Here is a 21388-nt window from a genome sequence, read left to right on the forward strand (position 1 = left end):
TCCCCCGAGGCACCTCAGCTCCAGACGTTGCCCTGGTTCTGAGCGTGGGACCCTTGCTGGCCCATGCCGTACTGCGCGCGCATCCCCTGCCCGATCTGGGCGTTCTGCGGCGGCAGCAGCTCGCTTGGCTGCACGAGGGCGAAACCCTGGCCGAGGAAGCTGAGCTCCCAGCCCTCGCCCGTGTTGCCCCGGCGCCGCCAGACACCCGTTGAATGGGTCTGGGCCTGCATCTGGACCCGCAGCGACGACGACCAGGCGACGATCGCATCCGCGTCCGCGTTGACGTACTTGTCCGGGGTGACCTGCATCATCAGCGGCTGTCCCGAGGTCATGAGGGCGACCTTGCCCCGCCCGGAGATGTTGAGCTGGTACTTCCCGGAGCCGGAGATCCCGTACTGACTGTCCACGGCAATGACCTCGGTGTGCAGACCGGAGTCGAGCGCCAGCACATAGGCGCTGTCGACGGTCATGCCCTCCTGGTCGACGTCCACGACATGGATGTACTGGGCGAGGTTGGCGAAGTAGACCGTGCCCTGGCCGGAACAGCGCATCAGGTCAAGGCCCTCGCCTGTGCGGGCACGGGCGCGCCGCTGTCCCCCCGACTGGTACTCGCCGTCGAAGTCGATGAGCCCCTGGTAGGCGACCATGGCGCCCTTGCGGGCGAGGACGTCGTCGTGCCCGGTGAGCGCCACCCTCAGGAGCTGCGGGTTCTGGACGGCGTACCGTTCCTGGGACTGCTGTTCGGCGTAGCTGAAAAGTGGGCTCTGCATGGTGTGTTCTCGCTCCCCCTCAGCCCCGGACCCGCAGGCGGTCGGTGCTGTCCTCACTCGGCTGTACGACGACGATGCCCTGGCCCGAGAAGGCCATCTGATATGCCTCGCCGCTGCCCCGGCCGATCAGGGACGAGGCCTTGAAGCTGCGCTTGCCCTTCACCTTCAGGTTCGGCGACCAGGCGACGAGGGCGTCCGGGTCCACGTAGGTCTCGTCGTCTCCGCGCCCGCAGTCCACCACGATGGGCGTGCCCCGCGAGGTCAGGGCGACCCAGCCGGTGCCGGCCACCGTGACGTTCCACAGGCCCTGCCCGGCGAACTTGGCGAGGCCCTTGACGCGTTCGACACCCCACTGAAGGTGTGCGTCGAAGGCGAGGAGATTGGTGCCGTTGACCGAGAGCGAGTCGTTGTTGAGGTTGATGACGACGACATCGGCGCCGTAGTCGGCCAGATAGAGCAGTCCGTCGCCGGAGCACTTCATGATGGGCGCCCCCTCGCCGGTCACCCATTGCGAGGCGACCTGACGGACAGCGGGCGGGTTGGGCTCGTACTGGATGAAACCCTCGTACGCGACCATCGAGCCGGCGCGGGCGAACAGGTCCTGGCCCGAGGCCATGGCGACCTTGAGCATCGTGCGGCCGTGGTTCTCCATCCTGGCCACCACGGGGGTCGGGGCGTAGCCCGCGAGTTGCTGGTTCATTCTCCGGGCTCCCTCAGACCTCGTAGGGCTGGACGACGATGAAGTTGCCGGGGGCGCCCCGGAACTGCAGGTTCACGGTTTCTCCGCTGTGGCCCGGGTAGGCGTTGCGGCGCAGCCTGACCTGGCTGGACAGGATCACCTGGGAGGCTGCCGACCAGGCCACGATGGCATTGGAGTCGGCGAAGGTGGTCGGGGTGACCGGGAGTACCACCGGGATGCCGCGGGTCTTCACGACGACCGTGCCGGTGCCCTGGAACATCATGGTGAACAGTGCCCCACCCGGGATGCCGTGGCCCTCGATGCGGCGCACCTCGTGCTGGAGCGACTCGTCGAAGGCGAGGACGTTCTCGGCGGAGACGCAGATTCCGTCGCCCTGGAGCTCGATCGGGTGCAGATGTGCGCCCTCTTCGGCGAAGAAGACCTGGCCCCTGCCGGTGCAGCGCATGAGCTGCATCTCCTGGCCGGTCGCGTTGCCGACGATCCGCCCGGCGAATCCGGCACCCTTGTAGCTGAAGTCGATCTTGCCCTGGTACATCACCATGCTGCCCTGCCGAGCGAGCACGGGCGCGCCGCCCATCGCCAGGTCGACCCGCATGAGCTGCTGGTTCTGCGGGGTCCAGCGCTGGCCCGTGGGCAGTTCCTTGTAGGGCTGGAGCGCCGCCTGGAGACCGGCACCGCCCTGAGGCGCGCCTTGCGGGACGCCCTGAGGCACGCCGGGCTGGCCGAACGGGGCCGGCTGCTGGCCGAACGGCGGCTGCGGCGGCTGGTGCTGAGGCTGCTGGCCGTACGGAGACGGCTGGACCTGAGGCGGGACCGTGCCCGTGGGCGGGGTCATGGGCGCGGCGATCGTGGGTGCCGAGTGGATCTGCGGCTGGGCAGGGGCGGGGGCCGGGGCCTGCGTCTGGGGCGCGCCGAACGCCGGCGCGGGCTGTGGGGCCATGGGGGCCTGCGGCGCCTGGGGCGCTGGCGGAGCGCCGAAGGACGGCGCCTGCACGGGCGGGGCCGTCTGCGCGGGCGGGGCGAAGCCGGGCACAGCCTGCTGCGGCTGCTGCGCGGCGGGCTCCTCCTCGGCCACCTCGCCGCCGAAGTTCTTCAGCAGCGCGTCCAGTCCACCGTCGAAGCCCTGGCCCACGGCGGCGAACCGCCAGACGTCCTTCAGGTAGAAGTCGCCGAGCATCAGAGCGCGTTCGGAGGAGAACTCCGAGCCGGTGAAGGCGTATCTGACGACTTCCTCGCCGCCCGCCACGATCCGGATGTGTCCAGGGCCGATCTGCGACATCTGCCCGGCACCGTCGACCGTCGCGGTGAACGACAGCTTGTGGATGTTCGCCGGAATACGGTCCAGCGTGACCCGGAACGACTCGGTGTCGCCGGCTTGGGCGCCGAGCAGCTGAATGGACTCCTCGGGCGACTTGGGCTGGTTGAAGAAGATGAAATACCGGTCGTCCGAGAGCTGCTCATGGGCATCGAGACCGAAGCAGCTGATGTCGAAGGACAGGCCGGGCGCCGCGATCTGCACTCCTACGTACAGATCCGTCCCCGGAGTCAGATCACTGATCTTGGCCTTGTGGCCCCGTTGGAATTCCCTTGCCATGCGTAACGACCGTCCCCCATCCCGACGACTTGTGTCTATGCCGCGCCAGGCTAACCGCTAGGGACGACATTGAACGGAGCCGGGACACATTCGGTACAGGATCGGTGAGGCTCGCGCATGGATCCCTGCTGGTGATCCGGCGTCAGGCAACAGCGGTCAACGGTCAGTCGTCGGCTGTCAGCCGTCAGTGAGCTGACCGTCTGGATCGACCGGGTCGGTGGGATCATCGGGATCGGCGGGCGGGCTCGGAAGCCGGCCCGCAGCCGCTACGCCCTCGAGGTAGCCGCGGGCCCGCTCGGTACGCGGATAGGCCTCGAGGAGCTTCCAGAAACGAGGCCCGTGGCCAGGCACGAGCAGGTGCGCCAACTCGTGGACGAGTACGTAGTCGACGACGTACTCGGGCATGCCCTGGAGCCGGTGGGACAGCCGGATGCTGCCTTCCGCAGGGGTGCAGGAGCCCCAGCGGGTGTTCTGGTTGGTCACCCAGCGGACGGACGCGGGTCTGGCCCGCCCGCCGAAGTACTGCGCGGACAGCCGCCGGGCCCGCTCCGCGAGCTCCGCGTCGCCGAGGGTCCGCTTGCTTTCCTGGGCGGCGAGCTTGTCGAGCATGACCGTCACCCAGCGCTGCTCCTCCGCCTCCGACATCCGGGCAGGGATGAGCACGATCGTCCGGTCGCCCTCGCGGTAGGCGGAGACCGTTCTCCTGCGCCGGGCGCTCCTGCGGACCTCGACAGCGCTCGTCACGGTGGACCGGGACGCATATCGGGGCACACTGCGCTGCCGGCTTTCGGCGCTGTGCGGTGGGTCGGCGGACACGCCCCGACGTTACCCGCTGCGAGTCGCGTAAGTCCCGCCCGCGGGTCGTATGGACCTTGATCCATTCGGCGGTCTTCGACGGCGCGCACGATTTGAACGACTAATACGCACCACCTGTGGATAACTTTCCGCACCCATCGCCGGGCTCCTGCATTCTGATGCCCGGAAGACTCGTCCGGAAAGCCGGACGGGTGGACGGCGGGTGGACGCGGTCCTGACATTGCGGTCCGTTTGCCGCAGAGGACGGGGGAGTTATGCATCCGATGGTGAAGCGGGGACTTCGGCGCGCCTGGCGGGATCTGCGGTATGTGCAGTTCGGTGCCACGTCCGCACATGCGGTGGTCGTCGGACCGGTGGACACGGCGACCGGGAGTCTGATCTCGCTGCTCGACGGCACGCGCGGGCTGCCCAGGCTGCGAGACGAGGCCAAGGCGATGGGGCTCCCCGCGAGTCAGGTGGACGCGCTTCTGGCACGGTTGGCCACAGCGGGACTGGTCGATGACACGACAGGGGGCGGACCGGAGGCCGACGCCCTGCGCGAGCGGGCAGGTGCCGCGCTGGACCGGCTGCGGCCCGATCTCGCCTCGCTCTCGGTCGTCCATCCGGAACCGGGTGCGGCGATGGCCCGGTTGGCCGCCCGGGGCGCCATGCGTGTCCAGGTGCGCGGCGCCGGACGGGTCGGGGCGGCGATCGCGGCAATGCTGTCCGCCTCCGGTGTGGGCCGGGTGGACGTCCTGGACTCGGGACACGCGGCGCCCTGGGACGTGGCACCCGGCGGCCTGGCAGCCGATGCGGTCGGCGAGCGCCGGGACACCGCGGCGGGCCGACTGGTGCGGCAGTGCGCCACGGTGAGGCTGCCGCGCGGGGCGCGTCGTCCCCCACCCGCCGGCCCGCCGCGGGACGAGCCACCGCTCTCCTTGGTGGTCATCGCGCCGCGGGACGGTCTCGCTGCGTACGCCCCGGATCCCGCCGTCGCCGAACAGTGGCTCGGCACCGGCACCCCGCATCTCTACGCGGGGGTGCTGGAGGCCACTGGGGTTGTTGGGCCGCTGGTGCTACCGGGTGGCAGCGCCTGCGCGGGATGCATGCAAGGAGCGAGGACCGACCGTGATCCCGCATGGTCGCGGATGCTTGCGCAGTGGCGTTCGGGCCGTGACGCGTCCCTGGCCGGACCCTGCGATCTCGCGCTCGCCACCGCGGTGGCGGGGCTCGCCACGGCACATGCGCTGGCGTTCCTCGACGGAGATCTACCGGCGAGCACCGGGGCTCGCTGGGAGGTGTCGCTGCCTCTCTTGGAGTGGCGGTCGGAGTGGTTCAGAGGCCATCCGGACTGCTCGTGCGGCGCGGTTGGGCACACTGTGGGGGAGCGCGCACAGGGGGCCGGGGAACCGCACGACACAATGACCGGGTAACCACCGCACGCGGCACGGCAGTCTGGGATCTGGAGGGGCGCAATGTCTGATCTTCCCCGGAAGGCGGTCACCCGCACCGCCAAGTTGGCCGCTCTGCCCCTGGGCATCGCCGGTCGCGCGACATGGGGGCTGGGCAAGCGGCTCGGCGGCAAGTCCGCGGAGATCGTGGCCAGGGAGCTGCAACAGCGCACGGCGGAGCAGCTGTTCAAAGTGCTGGGCGAGCTCAAGGGCGGCGCCATGAAGGTCGGGCAGGCGCTGTCCGTCTTCGAGTCCGCGCTGCCCGAGGAGGTCGCGGGCCCCTATCGGGCCGCCCTGACCAAACTCCAGGATGCCGCTCCCCCGATGCCGGCACGCACGGTCCACCAGGTGCTGGCAGAGCGTCTCGGCGAGGACTGGCGAGATTCGTTCCGGGAGTTCGACGACAGTCCGGCCGCCGCGGCGTCGATCGGCCAGGTCCATCGCGCCGTCTGGCATGACGGGCGCGAAGTCGCGGTGAAGGTGCAGTACCCGGGGGCCGGTGAGGCGCTGCTCTCGGATCTGACCCAGTTGAGCAGGTTCGCCCGTCTGCTGGGTCCGCTGATTCCGGGGATGGACATCAAGCCGCTGATCACCGAGCTTCGGGACCGCATCTCGGAGGAGCTGGACTACGGGCTGGAGGCCCGGGCACAGCAGAAGCACGCCGCGGAGTTCAGCGGCGATCCGGACGTGGTGGTCCCGGATGTGGTCCACCAGGGTGACCAGGTACTGGTGACCGAATGGATCGGTGGCATACCGCTTGCCCAGGTGATCAGCGCCGGCCCCCAGGAGCAGCGCGACCGTGCGGGCCAGTTGCTTGCCCGCTTCCTGTTCTCGGGACCGGCTCGCACGGGTCTATTGCATGCGGATCCGCATCCGGGGAACTTCCGGCTGCTCCCGGCGGACGATCGGGACGATGACGACCAGGGGCCCGGCGCATGGCGACTGGGAGTGCTGGACTTCGGTACGGTCGACCGGCTCCCGGGCGGGCTGCCCGCCACCATAGGCGAGTCGCTGCGGATGACCCTCGAGGGTGAGGCCGAGGCCGTCTACGAGTTGCTCCGCGAGGAAGGCTTCGTCAAGGAGTCAATCGATCTGGACCCCGACGCGGTCCTCGACTATCTGCTGCCGATCATCGAGCCGGCCGAGTCCGACACATTCACCTTCACCCGCGCCTGGATGCGCAGCCAGGCGGCCCGGATCGCCGATCCGCGTTCCCCCGCACACCAGTTGGGCAAGCAGCTCAATCTCCCGCCCGCGTATCTGCTGATCCACCGGGTGACGCTGAGCACCATCGGAGTGCTGTGCCAGCTGAACGCGACCGTGCGGTTGCGAGACGAACTGGAGGAGTGGCTGCCTGGCTTCCTGCCGGATGACGCGGTGATGGCCGGGCACGAGGACGGAGGCAGGGCCGGTGAGCTGAGTGCGGTGACCGACGGGGATGAACTGGTCGCGGGAGCCTGAGGTAGGCAGGGATGGTCCCGACCACCGTCACCACCACGATGAGTCGAGCCGCCCCTCGATGGCTCTGATATTGGCCCGGGCGCAGTCCTCGCAGAAGTAGCGGCGACGGCCGTTCTCCACGGAGCAGATCCAGGTCGGCGGGGTGCCCTCGGCGACCTTGCCGCACCGGGAACACACGACGTTCTCGGCACCCGGCTGGACTGGGTGATGAGTGTGCTGGTCCACCACGTGACGATAACCCCGGACGGCCCGGTCGGCGGGGACAACGCACCGGAGGGGCAACGCACCGCGGGGGCCGGCCCTGTCGGACCGGCCCCCGCGGGGGAGCTCATGCTCGGGTGGCTACCGGGCTGGAGGTCAGTGCATGACCGCCATGGCCAGCGCGCGGCGGGCGCGCAGTGACACGCGCTCGGCACGGCGCTGCATCCGCCGGGCGGCGATCAGGCGCACGGCCTGACGTTCCGCATCGGCTTCCCGCAGGCGGTCGTGCATATGCGCACGAGCCAGGGCTTCTGGGATGAGTTGCATCTCACGGGTCCTGTTCTGGCGCGAGACATTCGCGCCGGTGGAGCTGAAGGCTGGGGTCACGGAGCCGGACGGCTCGCTGGTGGAAGAGGTCATCGGGGCCTGCTTCTGGGGATCGTGCGTGAGGGGACGGTCGATGGTGCCGGCGGCGTTCATACGGCGACCGGGTTCTTGCGCGGACGGCCACGGGGCCGCTTGCGGGCCACGACCACGCCCTGGACGAAGAGCTCGCCGCCCCAGACGCCCCACGGCTCACGCCGCTCCTTGGCGCCCGCGAGGCAGGCCGCCATAAGCGGGCAGGTCCGGCACAGCGACTTGGCGTACTCGACATCGGCCGGCGACTCGGCGAAGAAGACTTCCGGGTCGTAGGAACGGCAGGGGACGGGTACGCCGAGGTTCTCGATGGCGTCATCGAGCGCGGTCAGCGCGGTGAGGGGGGTCAAGGTGGGGTCCTCCGTGAGGCCGGGCGGGGGGATCGTTTCGGAAGGCGGTACGGACGGGGCGTGCGCTTCGAGTTGCACGGTGGTGTATTCCTCGTCTGTTCGTTCCGGTCTGTGGACCGGGCTTCGGCTGGTACCGGGTCTTGCTGGTCCCGAGGCTCCTTCGCTCTGCTTCCTCATCGGGGAAAACAGAAGGGCCGCGGATCCCTGGTGGGGTTCCGCGGCCCTGAAGGCGCCGGCCTGATCCTGGATCAGGCTGGATCACTCCAGGGTTCGAGCCCACGGAAGGCCCACATCGTGTGGTGCTGCTTCGTCTGCTTCATTCCGGCACTGGCGGCCGCAAAGGCATAGGTCTTGACCTCTGTCTTTGCTACTCCCGCTGCCAGTGCCTTGGTCGGTCGCTCATTGCGCTCCCGGACGGGCAGAGCCGCGCGCAGGGAGGCCGGAAGTTCGGCTGCGAAGCCGGACAGACCGGTGCCAATGAACGCCGAGCCGGAGAGGCCGAGCGAGCAGACGGAGACGACCGAGCGATCGGTCATTTTGGCGGTGGTGCGGATGGAGCTGGCGTAGATGCTGATCACTGGAATCGCCTCCTCTCGGCGTCTCTGGGACCGGCCGGGGCCGATCGCGCGTATATGGGATAGGTACAGCTAAGTACAGCACGAGGACAGGGCTTCAGAGAAGCCGCTGTTCTCGTGGTTAAGAACCTATGGGGATGACCATGGCGGGCGCAAACTATTTTTTCGACGAGTTTGCATCAGTCCTCCTCGCCCTCGTCCTCAACTCCCTGACCTGCACAGATGGTCAGGACATCGGCTCCGAAACGCTCCAGCTTGCGGCCGCCGACACCGGAGATCGCGGCCAGCTCGCCCTCGCTGCCGGGGACGGCCTCCGCGATCGCCATCAGGGTCTTGTCCGTGAAGACGCAGTACGCGGGCTGGCCGAGCTCCCTGGCCTGCCCGGAGCGCCACTCCCGCAGCCGCTCGTACAGCGCCTCGTCCATGTCCGACGGACACTCCTCACAGCGCATCAGCTTCATCTCACCGGCGTCGGTCAGCGTCTTGCCACAGACCCGGCACAGCGCCGGTCCGCGCCGCCTGCGCCGGGCGGCGGAGCCGCCGCCCCGCTCGATGCCCCCCGCACCGCCCGCCCCACCGCCACCGGGCGCCGACGAGCCGGGGCGCAGCCCGGCGAGGAAGCGGGTGGGACGACGTGAGGCCCGGCCACCGGGCGACCGGGACAGCGCCCAGGAGAGCGACAGATGGAGCCGCGCACGGGTGACACCCACATAGAGCAGCCGGCGTTCTTCCTCGATCTGCTCGTCGGTCTTGGCGTAGGTGATGGGCATCATGCCCTCCGTCAGACCGACCAGGAACACGGCGTCCCACTCGAGGCCCTTGGCCGAGTGGAGCGAGGCAAGGGTGACGCCCTGCACGGTCGGGGCATGCTGGGCGGCGGCCCGCTCATCGAGCTCCGCGACCAGATCGGACAGGGTCGCCTCCGGCTTCGCCCGGGCGAAGTCCTCGGCCAGCCGGACCAGCGCGGCCAGGGACTCCCAGCGGTCGCGAACGGCGCCGGAGCCGGCCGGGGGCTCGGTGGTCCAGCCCTTGGTGGACAGCACCGCCCGCACCTGGGAGACCAGGCCCTCGGCGTCGTCCAGCAGGGAATCGTTCCCCCCTGCCCTGGCGGCGCCGCGCAGGGCGACCCCGGCCTCCCGGACCTCGGCCCGCTCGAAGAACCGCTCGGCGCCCCGCAGCTGGTAGGGCACCCCGGCGTCGGAGAGGGCCTGCTCATAGACCTCTGACTGGGCGTTGACCCGGAACAGCACGGCGATCTCGCCCGCGGGGACTCCCGCGGCGATCAGCTCACGGATTCGGCGGGCGGTGCCCTCGGCCTCCGCCGGCTCGTCCCCGTACTCCGTGTACGCGGGCTCGGGGCCCGGATCACGCTGCGAGACGAGCTCGAGGCGGTGCTCGGCGGCACGTCCGCTGGCCTGCCGCAACAGACCGTTGGCCAGGTGCACCACCTGGGGGGTCGAGCGGTAGTCGCGGACCAGCTTGACCACCGTGGCGTGCGGGTGGCGGGTCCGGAAGTTCAGCAGGTGGTCCGGGGTGGCTCCGGTGAAGGAGTAGATCGTCTGGCTGGCGTCGCCGACGACACAGAGGCTGTCCCGGTCGCCCAGCCACAGGTCCAGCAACCGCTGCTGGAGCGGCGACACGTCCTGGTACTCGTCCACCACGAAGTGCTGGTACTGACGGCGGACCTGGTCGGCGATGTCATGGCGGTCCTGCAGAATGCCCACCGTCAGCAGCAGGACGTCCTCGAAGTCGATGGCGGAGCGGTCCCGCTTCAGCTGCTCGTACATGGCATAGATCTGGCCGACCTCGGCCGGGTCGCGGGGGGCGTCCCTGAGCGACTTGGCGACGGCCGCCGGGTAGTCGGCGGGCACCGTCTGGGTGACCTTGGCCCACTCGATCTCGCTGGTCACATCCCGGAGCTCATTGCGGTCCAGCCTGATCCGGCAGCGCGCCGCCGCCTCGGCGACGAGCTGGACCTTGCGCTCGAGCAGCCTGGGCAGCTCCCCCCCGACGACTTTCGGCCAGAAGTACTGGAGCTGGCGCAGGGCGGCCGAGTGGAAGGTGCGGGCCTGCACTCCCCCTGCCCCGAGCTGACGCAGCCGGCCCCGCATCTCCCCCGCGGCGCGATTGGTGAAGGTGACCGCCAGCACACTCGACGGCTGGAGTATCCCCGCCCGCACCCCGTAGGCGATGCGATGGGTGATCGCCCGTGTCTTGCCCGTGCCGGCACCGGCCAGCACGCACACCGGCCCGGCCAGGGCGGTCGCGACCTCGCGCTGCTCGGGGTCGAGCCCGTCGAGCACCGCGTCCGCCGACTCGGGGACCTGAGGGAAGAGTGTGGAGTGCGTTGCTGCTGTCACGCCGCCATGCTGCCAGGTCCGGGGAGATCACCGGGACGGTTGTCCACAGGCGGAGCCGACCAGTCGTACGAATCAGGTGTGAGGCGCCTGACGGACGCGACGGGAATGACGGCGGCATGTCGTACGTTCGAGTAGCCGGACGGCCCACGACCTGGAGCAGCGGGAGAAGACATGCAGGGATCTCTGACGATGTACAGCACGACCTGGTGCGGGTACTGCCGTCGGCTGAAGAGCCAGCTCGACCGGGAAGGCATCTCATACGTCGAGGTCAACATCGAGGAGGACCCGGAGTCGGCGGCGTTCGTGGAGAAGGCGAACGGCGGCAACCAGACCGTCCCCACCGTTCTCGTGGTCCCGCCGAGCGGCGGGGAGAACGTCGTCATGACGAACCCGAGTCTGGCCCAGGTCAAGCAGGCTCTCGCGAGCTGAACGGCTGCGCCCTCGCGCACCACGCCCCTCCGGCACATCGTGATCGGAGGGGCGTTCTTGTGTGCCGGTGCCCTGTACGCCCCTCAGCCGGCCGCTCCGGGCTTCGGCAGGGGCTTGCCGTACCACATCTCGACGAGGTGGGACGCGATCGAGATGCCGTACGGAGGCAGCACCTCCCCCGACTCGAAGGCGGCACACAGCTCCTCCCTGGAGAACCAGCGGGCCTCATGGATTTCCTCGCCGTCGACCCTGATCTCCGACGAGGTGGCACGGGCCATGAAGCCCAGCATCAGGCTCGAAGGGAAGGGCCAGGGCTGGCTGGCGACGTACTCGACCTCGCCGATCGTGACGCCTGCCTCCTCGTGGACCTCGCGCGCCACCGCCTGCTCGATCGACTCGCCCGGCTCGACGAACCCGGCCAGGGTCGAGAAGCGTCCCTCCGGCCAGTGCACCTGCCGCCCCAGCAGGGCGCGGTCCTCCTCGTCAGTGACCAGCATGATCACGGCCGGGTCGGTTCGCGGGTAGTGCTCGGCACCACAGGCCGGGCAGCGGCGGACATGCCCCGCTGCCGCGATGATCGTGCGCTCCCCGCAGCGCGAGCAGAAACGGTGCAGGCGCTGCCAGTTCTCCAGCGCCACGGCGTGCACCATCAGGCCCGCGTCGCGCGGCGACAGCAGCAGTCCGGCCTCACGCAGTCCCGCGGGACGCGCCGACTGGTCGATACGTCCGGGCAGGGCGTCCTTCTGGAGGGCGAAGTAGCTGACGCCGTCCTGGTCGGTGCCGAGGAAGTACCGGTGGGTCTCGGTGACGGGGGCTTCGAAGGCTGGGGTCATCACCAGTTCGGTGCCGCCGTCGGGTCTGTCGTCGACGAGTACCTGGCCGCCGGAGACCACGAAGACCCGGGTGGAGGGATGGCTCCACGCCGCCGCCAGCCAGGCCTCATCCAGGCGGTGATGGGCGGCGCGGTCGATACCGCTCGGCGCGGTCAGACCGATCGGCCGGCCGCCGACAACGTGATGGAAGGTGCTCACGGTACGTTCCACTCCCCCTGGTCGTTCGGGTCGTTCGGTGTACTGACGTTCAGCGGTGGGCGGTGGCCAGCTCTCCCCACAGGTAAGCGCTGGCCTCCACGCCCTTGAGCAGCAGATCGAGCTCGACCTTCTCGTTGGGCGCGTGCCATCCGTCGGACGGCACGGAGATGCCCAGAAAGAGGACGGGCGCAGCGAGCACGTCCTGGAGATCGGCCGCCGGGCCCGAGCCCCCCTCCCGCGTGAAGCGGATCTTCTCGCCGTCGAAGGCCCGGCTCATGGAGCGGACGACCGCCTGGAGGGCGGGGTGGTCCAGCGGGGTCAGGCAGGGGCGGGTCGAGGCGCCGAAGGTGATCTCGTGGCGGATGCCGGCCGGGATCCGGGAGGCGACCCAGTCCCGCACCGCCTCCTCCACGCGGTCCGGATCCTGGCCCGCGACAAGCCGGAAGGACAGCTTCAGCATGGCGGACGACGGGATGATCGTCTTTCCACCGGGGCCCTGGTAGCCGCCTCCGATGCCGTTGACCTCGGCGGTCGGCCTGGCCCAGACGCGCTCCAGGGTGGAATAGCCGGCCTCGCCGAGCGTCGCGCGGGACCTGGCCGTGCGCAGCCACTCGTCCTCGTCGAACGGCAGCTCGGCGAACAGCTCGCGCTCGGCGTCGGTCAGCTCCGCGATGCCGTCGTAGAAGCCGGGGACGGCCACCCGCTCGTGCTCGTCGTGGAGCGCCGCGACCAGCCGGGCGGCGACCGTGGCCGGGTTGGGCACCGCACCGCCGAAGGAACCGGAGTGGATGTCCTGCCCGGGGCCGTACAGCTCGATCTCACAGTCGGCGAGACCGCGCATCCCGGTGCACACCGTGGGGGTGGTCTCCGACCACATCCCGGTGTCGGAGACGATCACCACATCGGCGGCAAGACGGTCCCGGTGCCGCTCCACGAGGGCGCGGAAGTGCGGGGAGCCCGACTCCTCCTCGCCTTCGACGAGCAGTTTGAGATGGACGGCCGGGGCGGTGCGGCCCGTGGCGGCGAGATGGGCGCGCACACCCAGGGTGTGGAAGAAGACCTGGCCCTTGTCGTCGGCCGCGCCGCGCGCGTACATCCGGCCGTCCTTGACGACCGGCTCGAACGGATCGGTGTGCCAGCCGTCCTCGCGGGCCGCCGGCTGCACGTCATGGTGGCCGTAGACCAGCACGGTCGGCGCATTCGGATCATCGGACGGCCACTCGGCGAACACGGCAGGGGCGCCCGGGGCGGCCTCCGGCGTGGCCGGCGGTACCTCCCACACCTCGGCGGCCGGGAAGCCGGTCTCCTTGAGCTTGGCGGCGAGCCACTCGGCACTGCGCCGTACGTCCCCGTCGTGCTCGGGCTGCGCCGAGACCGACGGGATGCGCAGCCACTCGGCAAGGTCGTCGAGGAAGGCCTCGCGGTGCCGGTGTATGTGGGTGCGGACGACGTTGTCCTGGGTCTCGCTCATGCCCCTGAGCCTATCCGGCGCCCGGGGCGGGCTCGTCTGCGCGGTGGTGCGCCGGTTCCTCCGCTGCCGACCGGCCTGCGAGCAGCCGTTCGAGCCCGCTGCGGTCGGGCAGCGCATCGGGGCGTACGACCTCACCGGTGCGGACATAGACGAAGGACGCGGCCACGGACTCCGGTGCGAGACCGTGCTGCTCCGCCCAGCCGAGCCGGTACACGGCGAGCTGCAACGGATCGGCGTCGTGCTCCCGGCCGGTCTTCCAGTCCACGATCTCGAACGCCCCGGTGGCGGCGTCGCGGTAGACGGCGTCGATGCGCCCCCTGACGATCCGGCCCGCAAGGGTGAGCTGTACCGGCACCTCCACGCGATACGGGGTGCGGCGGGCGTAGGGGGTGCGCTCGAAGGCCTCCTTGAGCACGGCGAGGTCCCGCTCATCGGCGATCTCCGCCCCGTCCGGATCGTCCGGGTCGCGGCCAGGAAGCTCATCGGGCCCGAGCATGGGGAGCGGCAGCTCCTCGAACCGCGACTGCACCCAGGCGTGGAACCGGGTGCCCCTGCGGGCCGCCCGCTGGGGCCGGCGCGGCATGGGGCGGGCGAGCTCCTGGGCGAAGCCGTCCGGATCGGCGGCGAGGTGCAGCAGTTGGGAAGCCGAGAGGGAAGGGGGGACGGGGACCTCTCGCACCGTGGCACGGGCGCGGCGGAGTTCGCCGGTGAGCGCTTCGAGGTCGCGGTCCCAGGAGGCGATGGTGCGAGCGTCCTCGATGGTGAGGGGCTCAGAGGCCGGGGCACCGGGGCTGCGCTGGCCGGGGAGCCGGGCGTGTGCGTGGTCCTCCAAGTCGTGGTCGTCCCCGTCCCACTGCGCCGGATCGGGGTCCTCTTCCGTTCCCGCGTCCGCGTCGTCGCTCGCGTAGTCGTGTGTGTCGACGCAGTCCTGCGGCCATGGCTCGTCGTCGGGCTCCATGGGTTCCTCGGGCCAGAAGTCCTCGTGGTCCTCGTGGTCCTCGTGAGGGCCATGACCGGAAGGACCCTCGTCGGAGGCCGCGGTCCCGTCTGCCCTCACCGACATCGCCGACAGATGGCTCAGTACCGTGTCGGCGGCCCGGCGCCGGCGGCGCATCGCCTCGGGATCCAGGGGAAGCGGCCAGGCCCGCTGATCGGTCTCCCCGGCCTCGCGGTGCAGGGCCGGGTTCTCCGCGTCCTCGTCCGGCTCGTCCGTCCAGACCTCGATCTCTCCGTAGCCGGCCGCGCAGTGGTCGTACAGCGCGTGCAGAAAGGCGGATGGGCCACGGCGCCGCTTCTGGGTCGGGCCCCACCAGTGGCCGGAGCCGAGCAGCAGGGAGCGGGGGCGGGTGAAGGTCACATAGCCGAGGCGCAGCTCCTCGATGTGCTGGTGGTCCTTCATGTCCGCTTTGAATGCCTTGAGGCCATGGGCGTCCCACGCCGCCATGTCCGGAAGGGTGTCGGCGTCGCCCCGCAGCGCATGCGGCAGGACCTTGGCCTGGGCGGTCCAGGACTCACGGGAGCGGGTGCTCGGGAACTGGTCGGCGACGAGCCCCGGCACGGCGACCACATCCCACTCCAGTCCCTTGGCCTTGTGGGCGGTGAGGACCTTCACCGTGTTCTCGCCGCCTGGCAGTGCGTTGTCCAGGCCCTTCTCGTACTGCTCCGCGGTGCGCAGGAAGCCCAGAAACGCGAGCAGGCTCGCCTCGCCGTCCAGCGAGGCGAAGGAGGCGGCTGTGTCGAGGAAGTTGGAGAGGGTCTCGCGCCGGCGGGCCGCAAGGGCGTGCGGGGACGCGGAGAGCTCGACCTCCAGACCGGTGGTGGCGAGGACACGGTGCAGCACTTCCATCAGCGGGTCGGCGAGAGAACGCCTCAGCTCCCGCAGTTCCTGGGCGAGGTGGGCGAAGCGAACACGGGCCTCACCCGAGAACGGCAGCCCGTCGTCGGGCTCGCCGGACTCCAGGAAGGTGTCGAGTGCGTCCGCGAGCGAGACCACTTCGGCGGGGTCGGTGCCCTCGACGGCCTCGGCGAGCCGCTGGTCCACGTCGGCGGCGGAGGCGTCGTCATCGCGTGCGCGGTGGACGAGGATACGGGCGCGGCGGCCGAGCAGGGCGAGGTCACGGAGCCCGATGCGCCAGCGAGGGCCGGTCAGGATCCGGACCAGCGAGGCGTTCGCCCCCGGGTCCTGGAGCACTTCGCAGACGGCGACGAGGTCGGCGACCTCGGGCAGGTGCAGCAGTCCCGAGAGGCCGACGACCTCCACGGGGACGTCCCGTGCGACGAGAGCGCCCTGAATCGCGGCAAAGTCCCCCGCCGTGCGGCACAGCACCGCGATCTCCCCCGGCTCCTTGCCCGTGCGGACCAGATGGGCGATCGAGTCGGCGAGCCACTGGATCTCCTCCGCGTGGCCGGGCAGCAGGGCGATGCGCACGGACCCCTCGCGTTCGGCGCCAGTCGCGGGACGCAGTGCCTCGACCCCTTCGTGCATGGCCCGCAGCGGCTCGGCGAGGCCGTTGGCCAGGCTGAGCAGACGGCCGCCGCTGCGGCGGTTCTCGCTGAGGGAGTACCGCGCGGCGGGGCGGCCGTCGGCGAACGGGAAGTGCTCGGGAAAGTCGTCCAGGTTGGCCACGGAGGCACCGCGCCAGCCGTAGATCGCCTGGCAGGGGTCGCCGACCGCGGTGACCGCGTGGCCCGTACCCGTACCGAACAGGCCCGAGAGCAGCAGCCGCTGGGCCACGGAGGTGTCCTGGTACTCGTCGAGCAGGACCACCCGGAACTCGTTCCGCAGAATCCGGCCCACCTCGGGGCGGGTGCGCGCGAGCTCGGCGGAGAGAGCTATCTGATCGGCGAAGTCCAGCAGATCGCGGGCCTGCTTCGCCGCGCGGTAGCGCACGACCAGCTCCAGCAGTTCACGACGGGCGGCCGCGGCCTCGGGGATCTTGCGCAGCTCTGCGTTGGTCAGTCTGGCGGACTCCAGGTCCCGCAGCAGCGCGGAATCGTACGCCAGCAGCCGATCGGGAGGTACGAGGTGCTCGGACAGCTCGGCGTCGAGCGCGAGCAGATCGCTGACCAGGGAGGGGAAGGACTTGGTCAGCGCCGGATACGGCCCGGGGGCTTCCCTCAGCACACGCGCGGCGAGCTGGAAACGGGTGGCGTCCGCGAGGAGCCGGGAGGTCGGCTCCAGACCGATCCGCAGTCCGTGGTCGGTGAGCAGTTGCCCGGCGAAGGCGTGGTACGTGGAGATACGGGGCTCGCCGGACGGATGGGCTCCGGTCACGGAGCCGGGGCTGCCGGACTCCTCGGGAACCGCCCCCGGGATCGCCTCACCGTCGGTCACCCTGGCCCGTACCAGCGCTGTGCGGACCCGCTCGGCGAGCTCGCCGGCAGCCTTGTTGGTGAACGTCAGGCCGAGCACCTGCTCGGGTGCGACCTGTCCCGTGCCCACCAGCCAGACCACGCGGGCCGCCATCACCGTCGTCTTGCCCGAACCGGCCCCGGCCACGATGACCTGCGGGGCGGGCGGCGCCGTGATGCAGGCCATCTGCTCCGGGGTGAACGGGATACCCAGGAGCTCCTTGAGCTGCTCGGGGTCGGTGATACGCGCGGACACCCGAGAGAGGCTAACGGCCCCCACTGACATCGGCCGCCGATGCCCGGTATCGGTCATCGGCATCGGCAGTGCCGTCGGCTCACTCCACGATGTGCCGGCCCTCGGGCTGGGCACTGCACGAGGCCCGGAACGCGCACTGACCGCAGTGCGAGCCGGTGGTGGGCGTGAAACGTTCGTCCAGAACCCTGCCCGCGGCGGTGGCGAGCAGCTCGCCCACCCATGCTCCGGACAGCGCCTCCTGAGCCTGGATCTTCGGCAGGGCGTCACCCCCCTCCTTCTTGAGGGCGGGCTGGCGCAGCTGGACGAGTTCGGCGCCGCCGGGCTCGGGCCTGCGCCCGTCGAAGACCTCGTCCACCGCACCTTCGCGTACCGCGAGCTGGTAGACCGCGAGCTGGGGATGGTGGGCGACCTCGTCCCTGGTGGGTGCCTGCTTGCCGGTCTTGAAGTCGACCACGTAGGCCCGGCCGTGCTCGTCCTGTTCGACGCGGTCCATCGAGCCGCGGATCCGCACCTCGTACTCCCCCGCCTCCAGAGTGACGTCGAAGGCGTGCTCGGTGGCGGCGGGGCTGCGCCCACCGCGGTCCATGACATGCCAGCGCAGGAAGCGTTCCAGGGCGGCCCGCGCCTGTTCCTTCTCCTGCGTGGACTTCCACGGGGCGTCGAAGGCGAGTGCGTCCCAGACCGCGTCGAGACGTTCCACGAGGACGGCGAGGTCGGCCGGCGTGCGGCCCGAGGCGACATCGTCGGCGAGCACGTGGACGACATTGCCGAAGCCCTGTGCCGCGCTCGCGGGGGCGTCGGCGCGCACCTCGCGCCCGAGGAACCACTGGAGCGCGCAGGTGCTGGTCAGCTTCTCGAGGGAGCTCGGGGACAGGGCCACGGGGCCGTCCCGGTCACGCAGCGGGACACCGCTGTGCGTCGGTTCGTTCAGCCCCCACCAGCGGTACGGATGCGCGGCGGGCACGAGCGGCTGGCCCTCGTCGTCGGTGAGCGCCGCGAGCCGGGCGAGACGGCGGGCGGCGGCGTCGCGGATCTCATCGGACGCGTCCGGGTCGACGGTGGTGGCGCGCAGCTCGGCGACCAGCGGAGCCACGGCGAGGGGACGCCGCGGGCGGCCCGTGATGTCGCGCGGTTCGATGCCGAGCTCGGCGAGGAACCGCGAGGGCTGGTCCCCGTCCTCAGCCGGAGCCTTGACGGCGGTGACGACCAGCCGCTCGCGGGCGCGGGTGGCTGCGACGTAGAACAAGCGCCGCTCCTCGGCGAGCAGTGCGCCGGGGGGCAGGGGTTCGGCGATGCCGTCGCGGCCGATGCGGTCGGCTTCGAGCAGGGAACCGCGGCGGCGCAGATCGGGCCACAGCCCCTCCTGTACACCGGCCACGACGACAAGGCCCCACTCGAGGCCCTTGGCGCGGTGTGCCGTCATCAGGCGTACGGCGGCTGGCCGGGCACCGCGCCGGGTGAGGGTGTCGGCGGCGATGTCCTGGGCTTCCAGCTCCTCCAGGAAGTTGTGGGCGCCACGGCCACCGGTGCGCTCCTCGGCCCGCGCGGCGGTTTCGAAGAGGGCACAGATGGCGTCGAGGTCGCGATCGGCGTTGCGCCCGGCGGCGCCGCCGCGCAGCGAGGCCCGCTGGAGGCGCTGTGGCCAGCTGGTGCCGTTCCAGAGCTCCCAGAGCGCCTCCTCGGCGGTGCCCCCGCCTTCGAGGAGCTCGCGCGCCTTGCGCAGCAGCGCGCCGAGCTGCTGAGCGCCGCGGGCGTACGCGGGATCGTGGGCGGTGAGCCGCTCAGGCTCGGCGAGTGCACGTGCGATGAGCGTGTGGGAGGGCGCGGGCACCCTGTGTCCCGCGGCGCGCTCCTCATCGCGCAGGGCGCGGCCGAGGCGGCGCAGGTCCGCGGTGTCCATGCCGCCGAGCGGAGAGGTGAGAAGGGTGTGGGCGGTTTCGGGGTCGAGCGGGTCCAGCGGGGCGACCGGGGCGACGGCCGGGGAGGCCCCCTCCTCGGTGACCGTGTTCCCGGCGTCCTGAACGTCCTTGGCGTCCTCGGTGTTCTGCTCGGTGTCCCCGGCGACCTCGGTGCCCGGCCCGGCACCGGACCGGGTGGCCGCCGCACCGAACGCCACCCGGTCCGGTGCGGCGGCCACTGCCCGCAGCGCGGTGAGCAGCGGAACGACCGCGGGTTCATGGCGCAGCGGAATGTCGTCGCCGTCCGTCTCGACGGGAACCCCCGCGGCCGTGAGGGCACGCCGCGCCGATGGCAGGGTCCGCGTACCGGCACGCACCAGGACGGCCATGTCGTTCCAGGGCACGCCGTCCTCGAGGTGGGCGCGGCGCAGGATGTCCGCGATGTTGTCCAGCTCGGTCGAGCCCGTGGGATACGTATAGGTCTCGACCCGGCCGCCCGGACGGACCGCGGTCAGCGCGCGGTGGGCCCGGACCGCCCCGGCCGGCAGCCGGGGCAGCGGCATGCGCTGGGTCAGCAACCGGGTCGCGGACAGCAGTGCCGCACCCGAGCGCCGGGATGTGGTGAGCACGGCGACGGGTGCCGGGCGGCCGTCCGACCGCGGGAAGGCGCTCGGGAAGTCGAGGATGCCGTTCACGTCGGCGCCCCGGAAGGTGTAGATCGACTGGTCGGGGTCGCCGAACGCGATCACTGTCCGGCCGCCTCCGGCGAGCGCCCGCAGCAGCCGCACCTGCGCCGGGTCCGTGTCCTGGTACTCGTCCACGAACACGGCGTCGTAGCCGGGCAGCACGGTGGTCTCGGCGAGCAACGCTGCCCGGTGGACAAGCTCCGCGTAGTCGAGCACCCCCTGCATGTCGAGCACGTCCAGGTACTCGGCGAGGAACGCGGCAGCCGCGCCCCAGTCCCTGCGGCCCGCGCGTGCCGCGAAACCGGCCAGTGAGCGGGGGCCGAGGCCCAGCTCACGGGTGCGGGCCAGCACGGCGCGCACCTCGTCCGCGAACCCGCGTGTGGTCAGGCAGGCCCGCAGCTCGTCGGGCCAGCGGACTCTGGCCGGCAGCCCCTCGCCCTCCAGGTCCAGCTGGCCGGCCAGCAGATCCCGTACCGCCACGTCCTGCTCGGGGCCCGACAGCAGCCTCAGCGGCTCGGCGAAAAGGTCCGCCTCCTGGTGGGCGCGAACCAGCGCGTAGCAGTACGAGTGGAAGGTCGTCGCCTGTGGTGCCCGGACGACCCCGCGCCCGCCCCGTCCGCCGCCCAGCTCACCTTGCCGGCCGTCGATCCGCAGCGCCATCCGGTCGCGCAGCTCGACAGCCGCCTTGCGGCTGAAGGTGAGCACCAGCAGCCGCTCCGGATCGGCACCGGCCGCGATCCGCGCCGCGACCGCCTCCACCAGGGTCGTGGTCTTCCCGGTGCCCGGTCCGGCGAGGACGAGCAGCGGCCCCCGCTCGTGGTCAACCACCGCGCGCTGGGCGGCGTCCAGGAGAGGGGGATGCACCGGACCCGGCGTGGTACGCACCAGTCGGTACGCGCCCGGGGTCCGCCCCCTGGCCCCTTGCGGGCGCGGGGGGACCCCTTGCCGTACCCGACGGTGCGGTGTACGCCCGGTGGAAGGGGAGGAACTCACGTGGGTCGCCGGTCCTGGTGGGTGTGCTGGTGGTGAGGTGTGCGCGTCGCCGCGGTGGCTGCGAGGGTGCGGGCGCCGCGAACGGCTCCGACGACGCTACGCCACGCGCCGCCCGGTCCGCAGGGAGTCCGGCCCGGGACCTCGCGGGTACCTCGTACGGGGACCGGGGCGCCCATCGCGCCGTCGAATGGCGGAAGCTGTCAGTTGTGAGCCTCTGTGTCCGTGACGCCGTCCCAGCGCGCCCGCCGTATGTCCAGGCGGGGCATGTGCCCCTGCGCACCGCGGGCGGCCTCGCGCAGCGGCGTCCCCTCGGCGCGGTAGTGGTCCAGCGCGCTGAGCTCATGGCCCGGCAGCAGGGCTCCGTCCGCACGCACCACGCGCCACCAGGGCACCGCGCTGCCGTACAGCGCCATGACGCGGCCGACCTGGCGAGGGCCGCCCTCGTCCAGCCACTCCGCCACGTCTCCGTAGGTCATGACACGACCTGGCGGGATACGTTCAGCGGCGTCGAGCACCCGCTCCACATATTCCGGCAGCCCCGGCACCTCGTCGCTCATCCGGCCCATCCTGCACCATGGCACCGACAGCGACCGGGCACC

At 71.1% G+C, this 21388-nt stretch carries 17 protein-coding genes; 3 read left to right on the forward strand and 14 right to left on the reverse strand.

Translation table 11 applies throughout. The annotated features are described in order from the left end of the window. Window positions 1-14: 14 nt before the first annotated feature. From ACFV6V_RS21025 to ACFV6V_RS21040, 4 genes are all read right to left on the reverse strand, one after another. The gene (locus ACFV6V_RS21025) at window positions 15-770 is read right to left on the reverse strand and encodes an AIM24 family protein (RefSeq protein WP_385567078.1); all 756 of its coding nucleotides are present in this window, start codon (window positions 768-770) and stop codon (window positions 15-17) included. A gap of 19 nt (window positions 771-789) precedes the next feature. Continuing rightward, window positions 790-1470, reverse strand: coding sequence for an AIM24 family protein (locus tag ACFV6V_RS21030; protein WP_385567081.1), 681 nt, complete (start codon window positions 1468-1470; stop codon window positions 790-792). A 13-nt stretch (window positions 1471-1483) separates the two neighbouring features. Next, complete coding sequence (locus tag ACFV6V_RS21035; protein ID WP_385567082.1) at window positions 1484-3064, reverse strand: TerD family protein; 1581 nt, start codon at window positions 3062-3064, stop codon at window positions 1484-1486. 177 nt (window positions 3065-3241) lie between these two features. Then, window positions 3242-3880 carry a M48 family metallopeptidase gene (locus ACFV6V_RS21040; protein WP_385567085.1) on the reverse strand — a complete coding sequence of 213 codons (639 nt, stop codon included), beginning with the start codon at window positions 3878-3880 and terminating at the stop codon, window positions 3242-3244. A 254-nt stretch (window positions 3881-4134) separates the two neighbouring features. On the opposite strand from ACFV6V_RS21040, the gene ACFV6V_RS21045 reads away from it, so the two are divergent. Both ACFV6V_RS21045 and ACFV6V_RS21050 read left to right on the forward strand, forming a co-directional pair. Continuing rightward, window positions 4135-5292 (forward strand): ThiF family adenylyltransferase, encoded by a 1158-nt coding sequence (locus tag ACFV6V_RS21045; protein WP_385567087.1) that lies wholly within the window; start codon window positions 4135-4137, stop codon window positions 5290-5292. Between the two features lie 42 nt (window positions 5293-5334). Next, window positions 5335-6771: an ABC1 kinase family protein gene (locus tag ACFV6V_RS21050; RefSeq protein WP_385567089.1), complete on the forward strand. Its 1437-nt coding sequence runs from the start codon at window positions 5335-5337 to the stop codon at window positions 6769-6771. A 27-nt stretch (window positions 6772-6798) separates the two neighbouring features. Here the strand turns inward: ACFV6V_RS21050 and ACFV6V_RS21055 are convergent, their stop codons facing one another. The 5 genes from ACFV6V_RS21055 to ACFV6V_RS21075 all read right to left on the reverse strand — a co-directional run bounded on the left by ACFV6V_RS21055 (window position 6799) and on the right by ACFV6V_RS21075 (window position 10674). Beyond that, on the reverse strand, window positions 6799-6996 hold the full coding sequence (locus ACFV6V_RS21055) for a hypothetical protein (protein WP_361278939.1): 198 nt from the start codon (window positions 6994-6996) through the stop codon (window positions 6799-6801). 132 nt (window positions 6997-7128) lie between these two features. Beyond that, a complete protein-coding gene (locus ACFV6V_RS21060; RefSeq protein ID WP_385567092.1) occupies window positions 7129-7452 on the reverse strand; it encodes a hypothetical protein in 324 nt (107 codons plus the stop codon). Continuing rightward, window positions 7449-7817 (reverse strand): WhiB family transcriptional regulator, encoded by a 369-nt coding sequence (locus tag ACFV6V_RS21065; RefSeq protein ID WP_385567094.1) that lies wholly within the window; start codon window positions 7815-7817, stop codon window positions 7449-7451. Before ACFV6V_RS21065 ends, ACFV6V_RS21060 begins: the two co-directional genes overlap by 4 nt. Window positions 7818-7987: 170 nt before the next feature. Then, window positions 7988-8317: a hypothetical protein gene (locus ACFV6V_RS21070; protein ID WP_385567096.1), complete on the reverse strand. Its 330-nt coding sequence runs from the start codon at window positions 8315-8317 to the stop codon at window positions 7988-7990. Between the two features lie 176 nt (window positions 8318-8493). Beyond that, a complete protein-coding gene (locus ACFV6V_RS21075; RefSeq protein WP_385567098.1) occupies window positions 8494-10674 on the reverse strand; it encodes an ATP-dependent DNA helicase UvrD2 in 2181 nt (726 codons plus the stop codon). A 171-nt stretch (window positions 10675-10845) separates the two neighbouring features. Between ACFV6V_RS21075 and ACFV6V_RS21080 the strand changes: the two genes are divergently transcribed. Next, entirely contained in the window at window positions 10846-11103 is a 258-nt protein-coding gene (locus ACFV6V_RS21080; RefSeq protein ID WP_361278929.1) for a mycoredoxin, read from the forward strand. An 83-nt stretch (window positions 11104-11186) separates the two neighbouring features. On the opposite strand, the gene nudC is transcribed toward ACFV6V_RS21080, so the two are convergent. The 5 genes from nudC to ACFV6V_RS21105 form a co-directional block, all read right to left on the reverse strand. Then, entirely contained in the window at window positions 11187-12134 is a 948-nt protein-coding gene (gene nudC, locus ACFV6V_RS21085; protein WP_361278927.1) for an NAD(+) diphosphatase, read from the reverse strand. Between the two features lie 49 nt (window positions 12135-12183). Next, on the reverse strand, window positions 12184-13605 hold the full coding sequence (locus ACFV6V_RS21090; protein WP_385567102.1) for a dipeptidase: 1422 nt from the start codon (window positions 13603-13605) through the stop codon (window positions 12184-12186). A 10-nt stretch (window positions 13606-13615) separates the two neighbouring features. Then, complete coding sequence (locus tag ACFV6V_RS21095; RefSeq protein WP_385567105.1) at window positions 13616-17212, reverse strand: UvrD-helicase domain-containing protein; 3597 nt, start codon at window positions 17210-17212, stop codon at window positions 13616-13618. A gap of 79 nt (window positions 17213-17291) precedes the next feature. Beyond that, the gene (locus ACFV6V_RS21100) at window positions 17292-20789 is read right to left on the reverse strand and encodes an ATP-dependent helicase (RefSeq protein WP_385567107.1); all 3498 of its coding nucleotides are present in this window, start codon (window positions 20787-20789) and stop codon (window positions 17292-17294) included. A gap of 200 nt (window positions 20790-20989) precedes the next feature. After that, complete coding sequence (locus ACFV6V_RS21105) at window positions 20990-21346, reverse strand: MGMT family protein (protein WP_385567110.1); 357 nt, start codon at window positions 21344-21346, stop codon at window positions 20990-20992. Between the last annotated feature and the right edge of the window lie 42 nt (window positions 21347-21388).

The organism is Streptomyces sp. NPDC059828, from assembly GCF_042731955.1.
Lineage (GTDB): Bacteria > Actinomycetota > Actinomycetes > Streptomycetales > Streptomycetaceae > Streptomyces.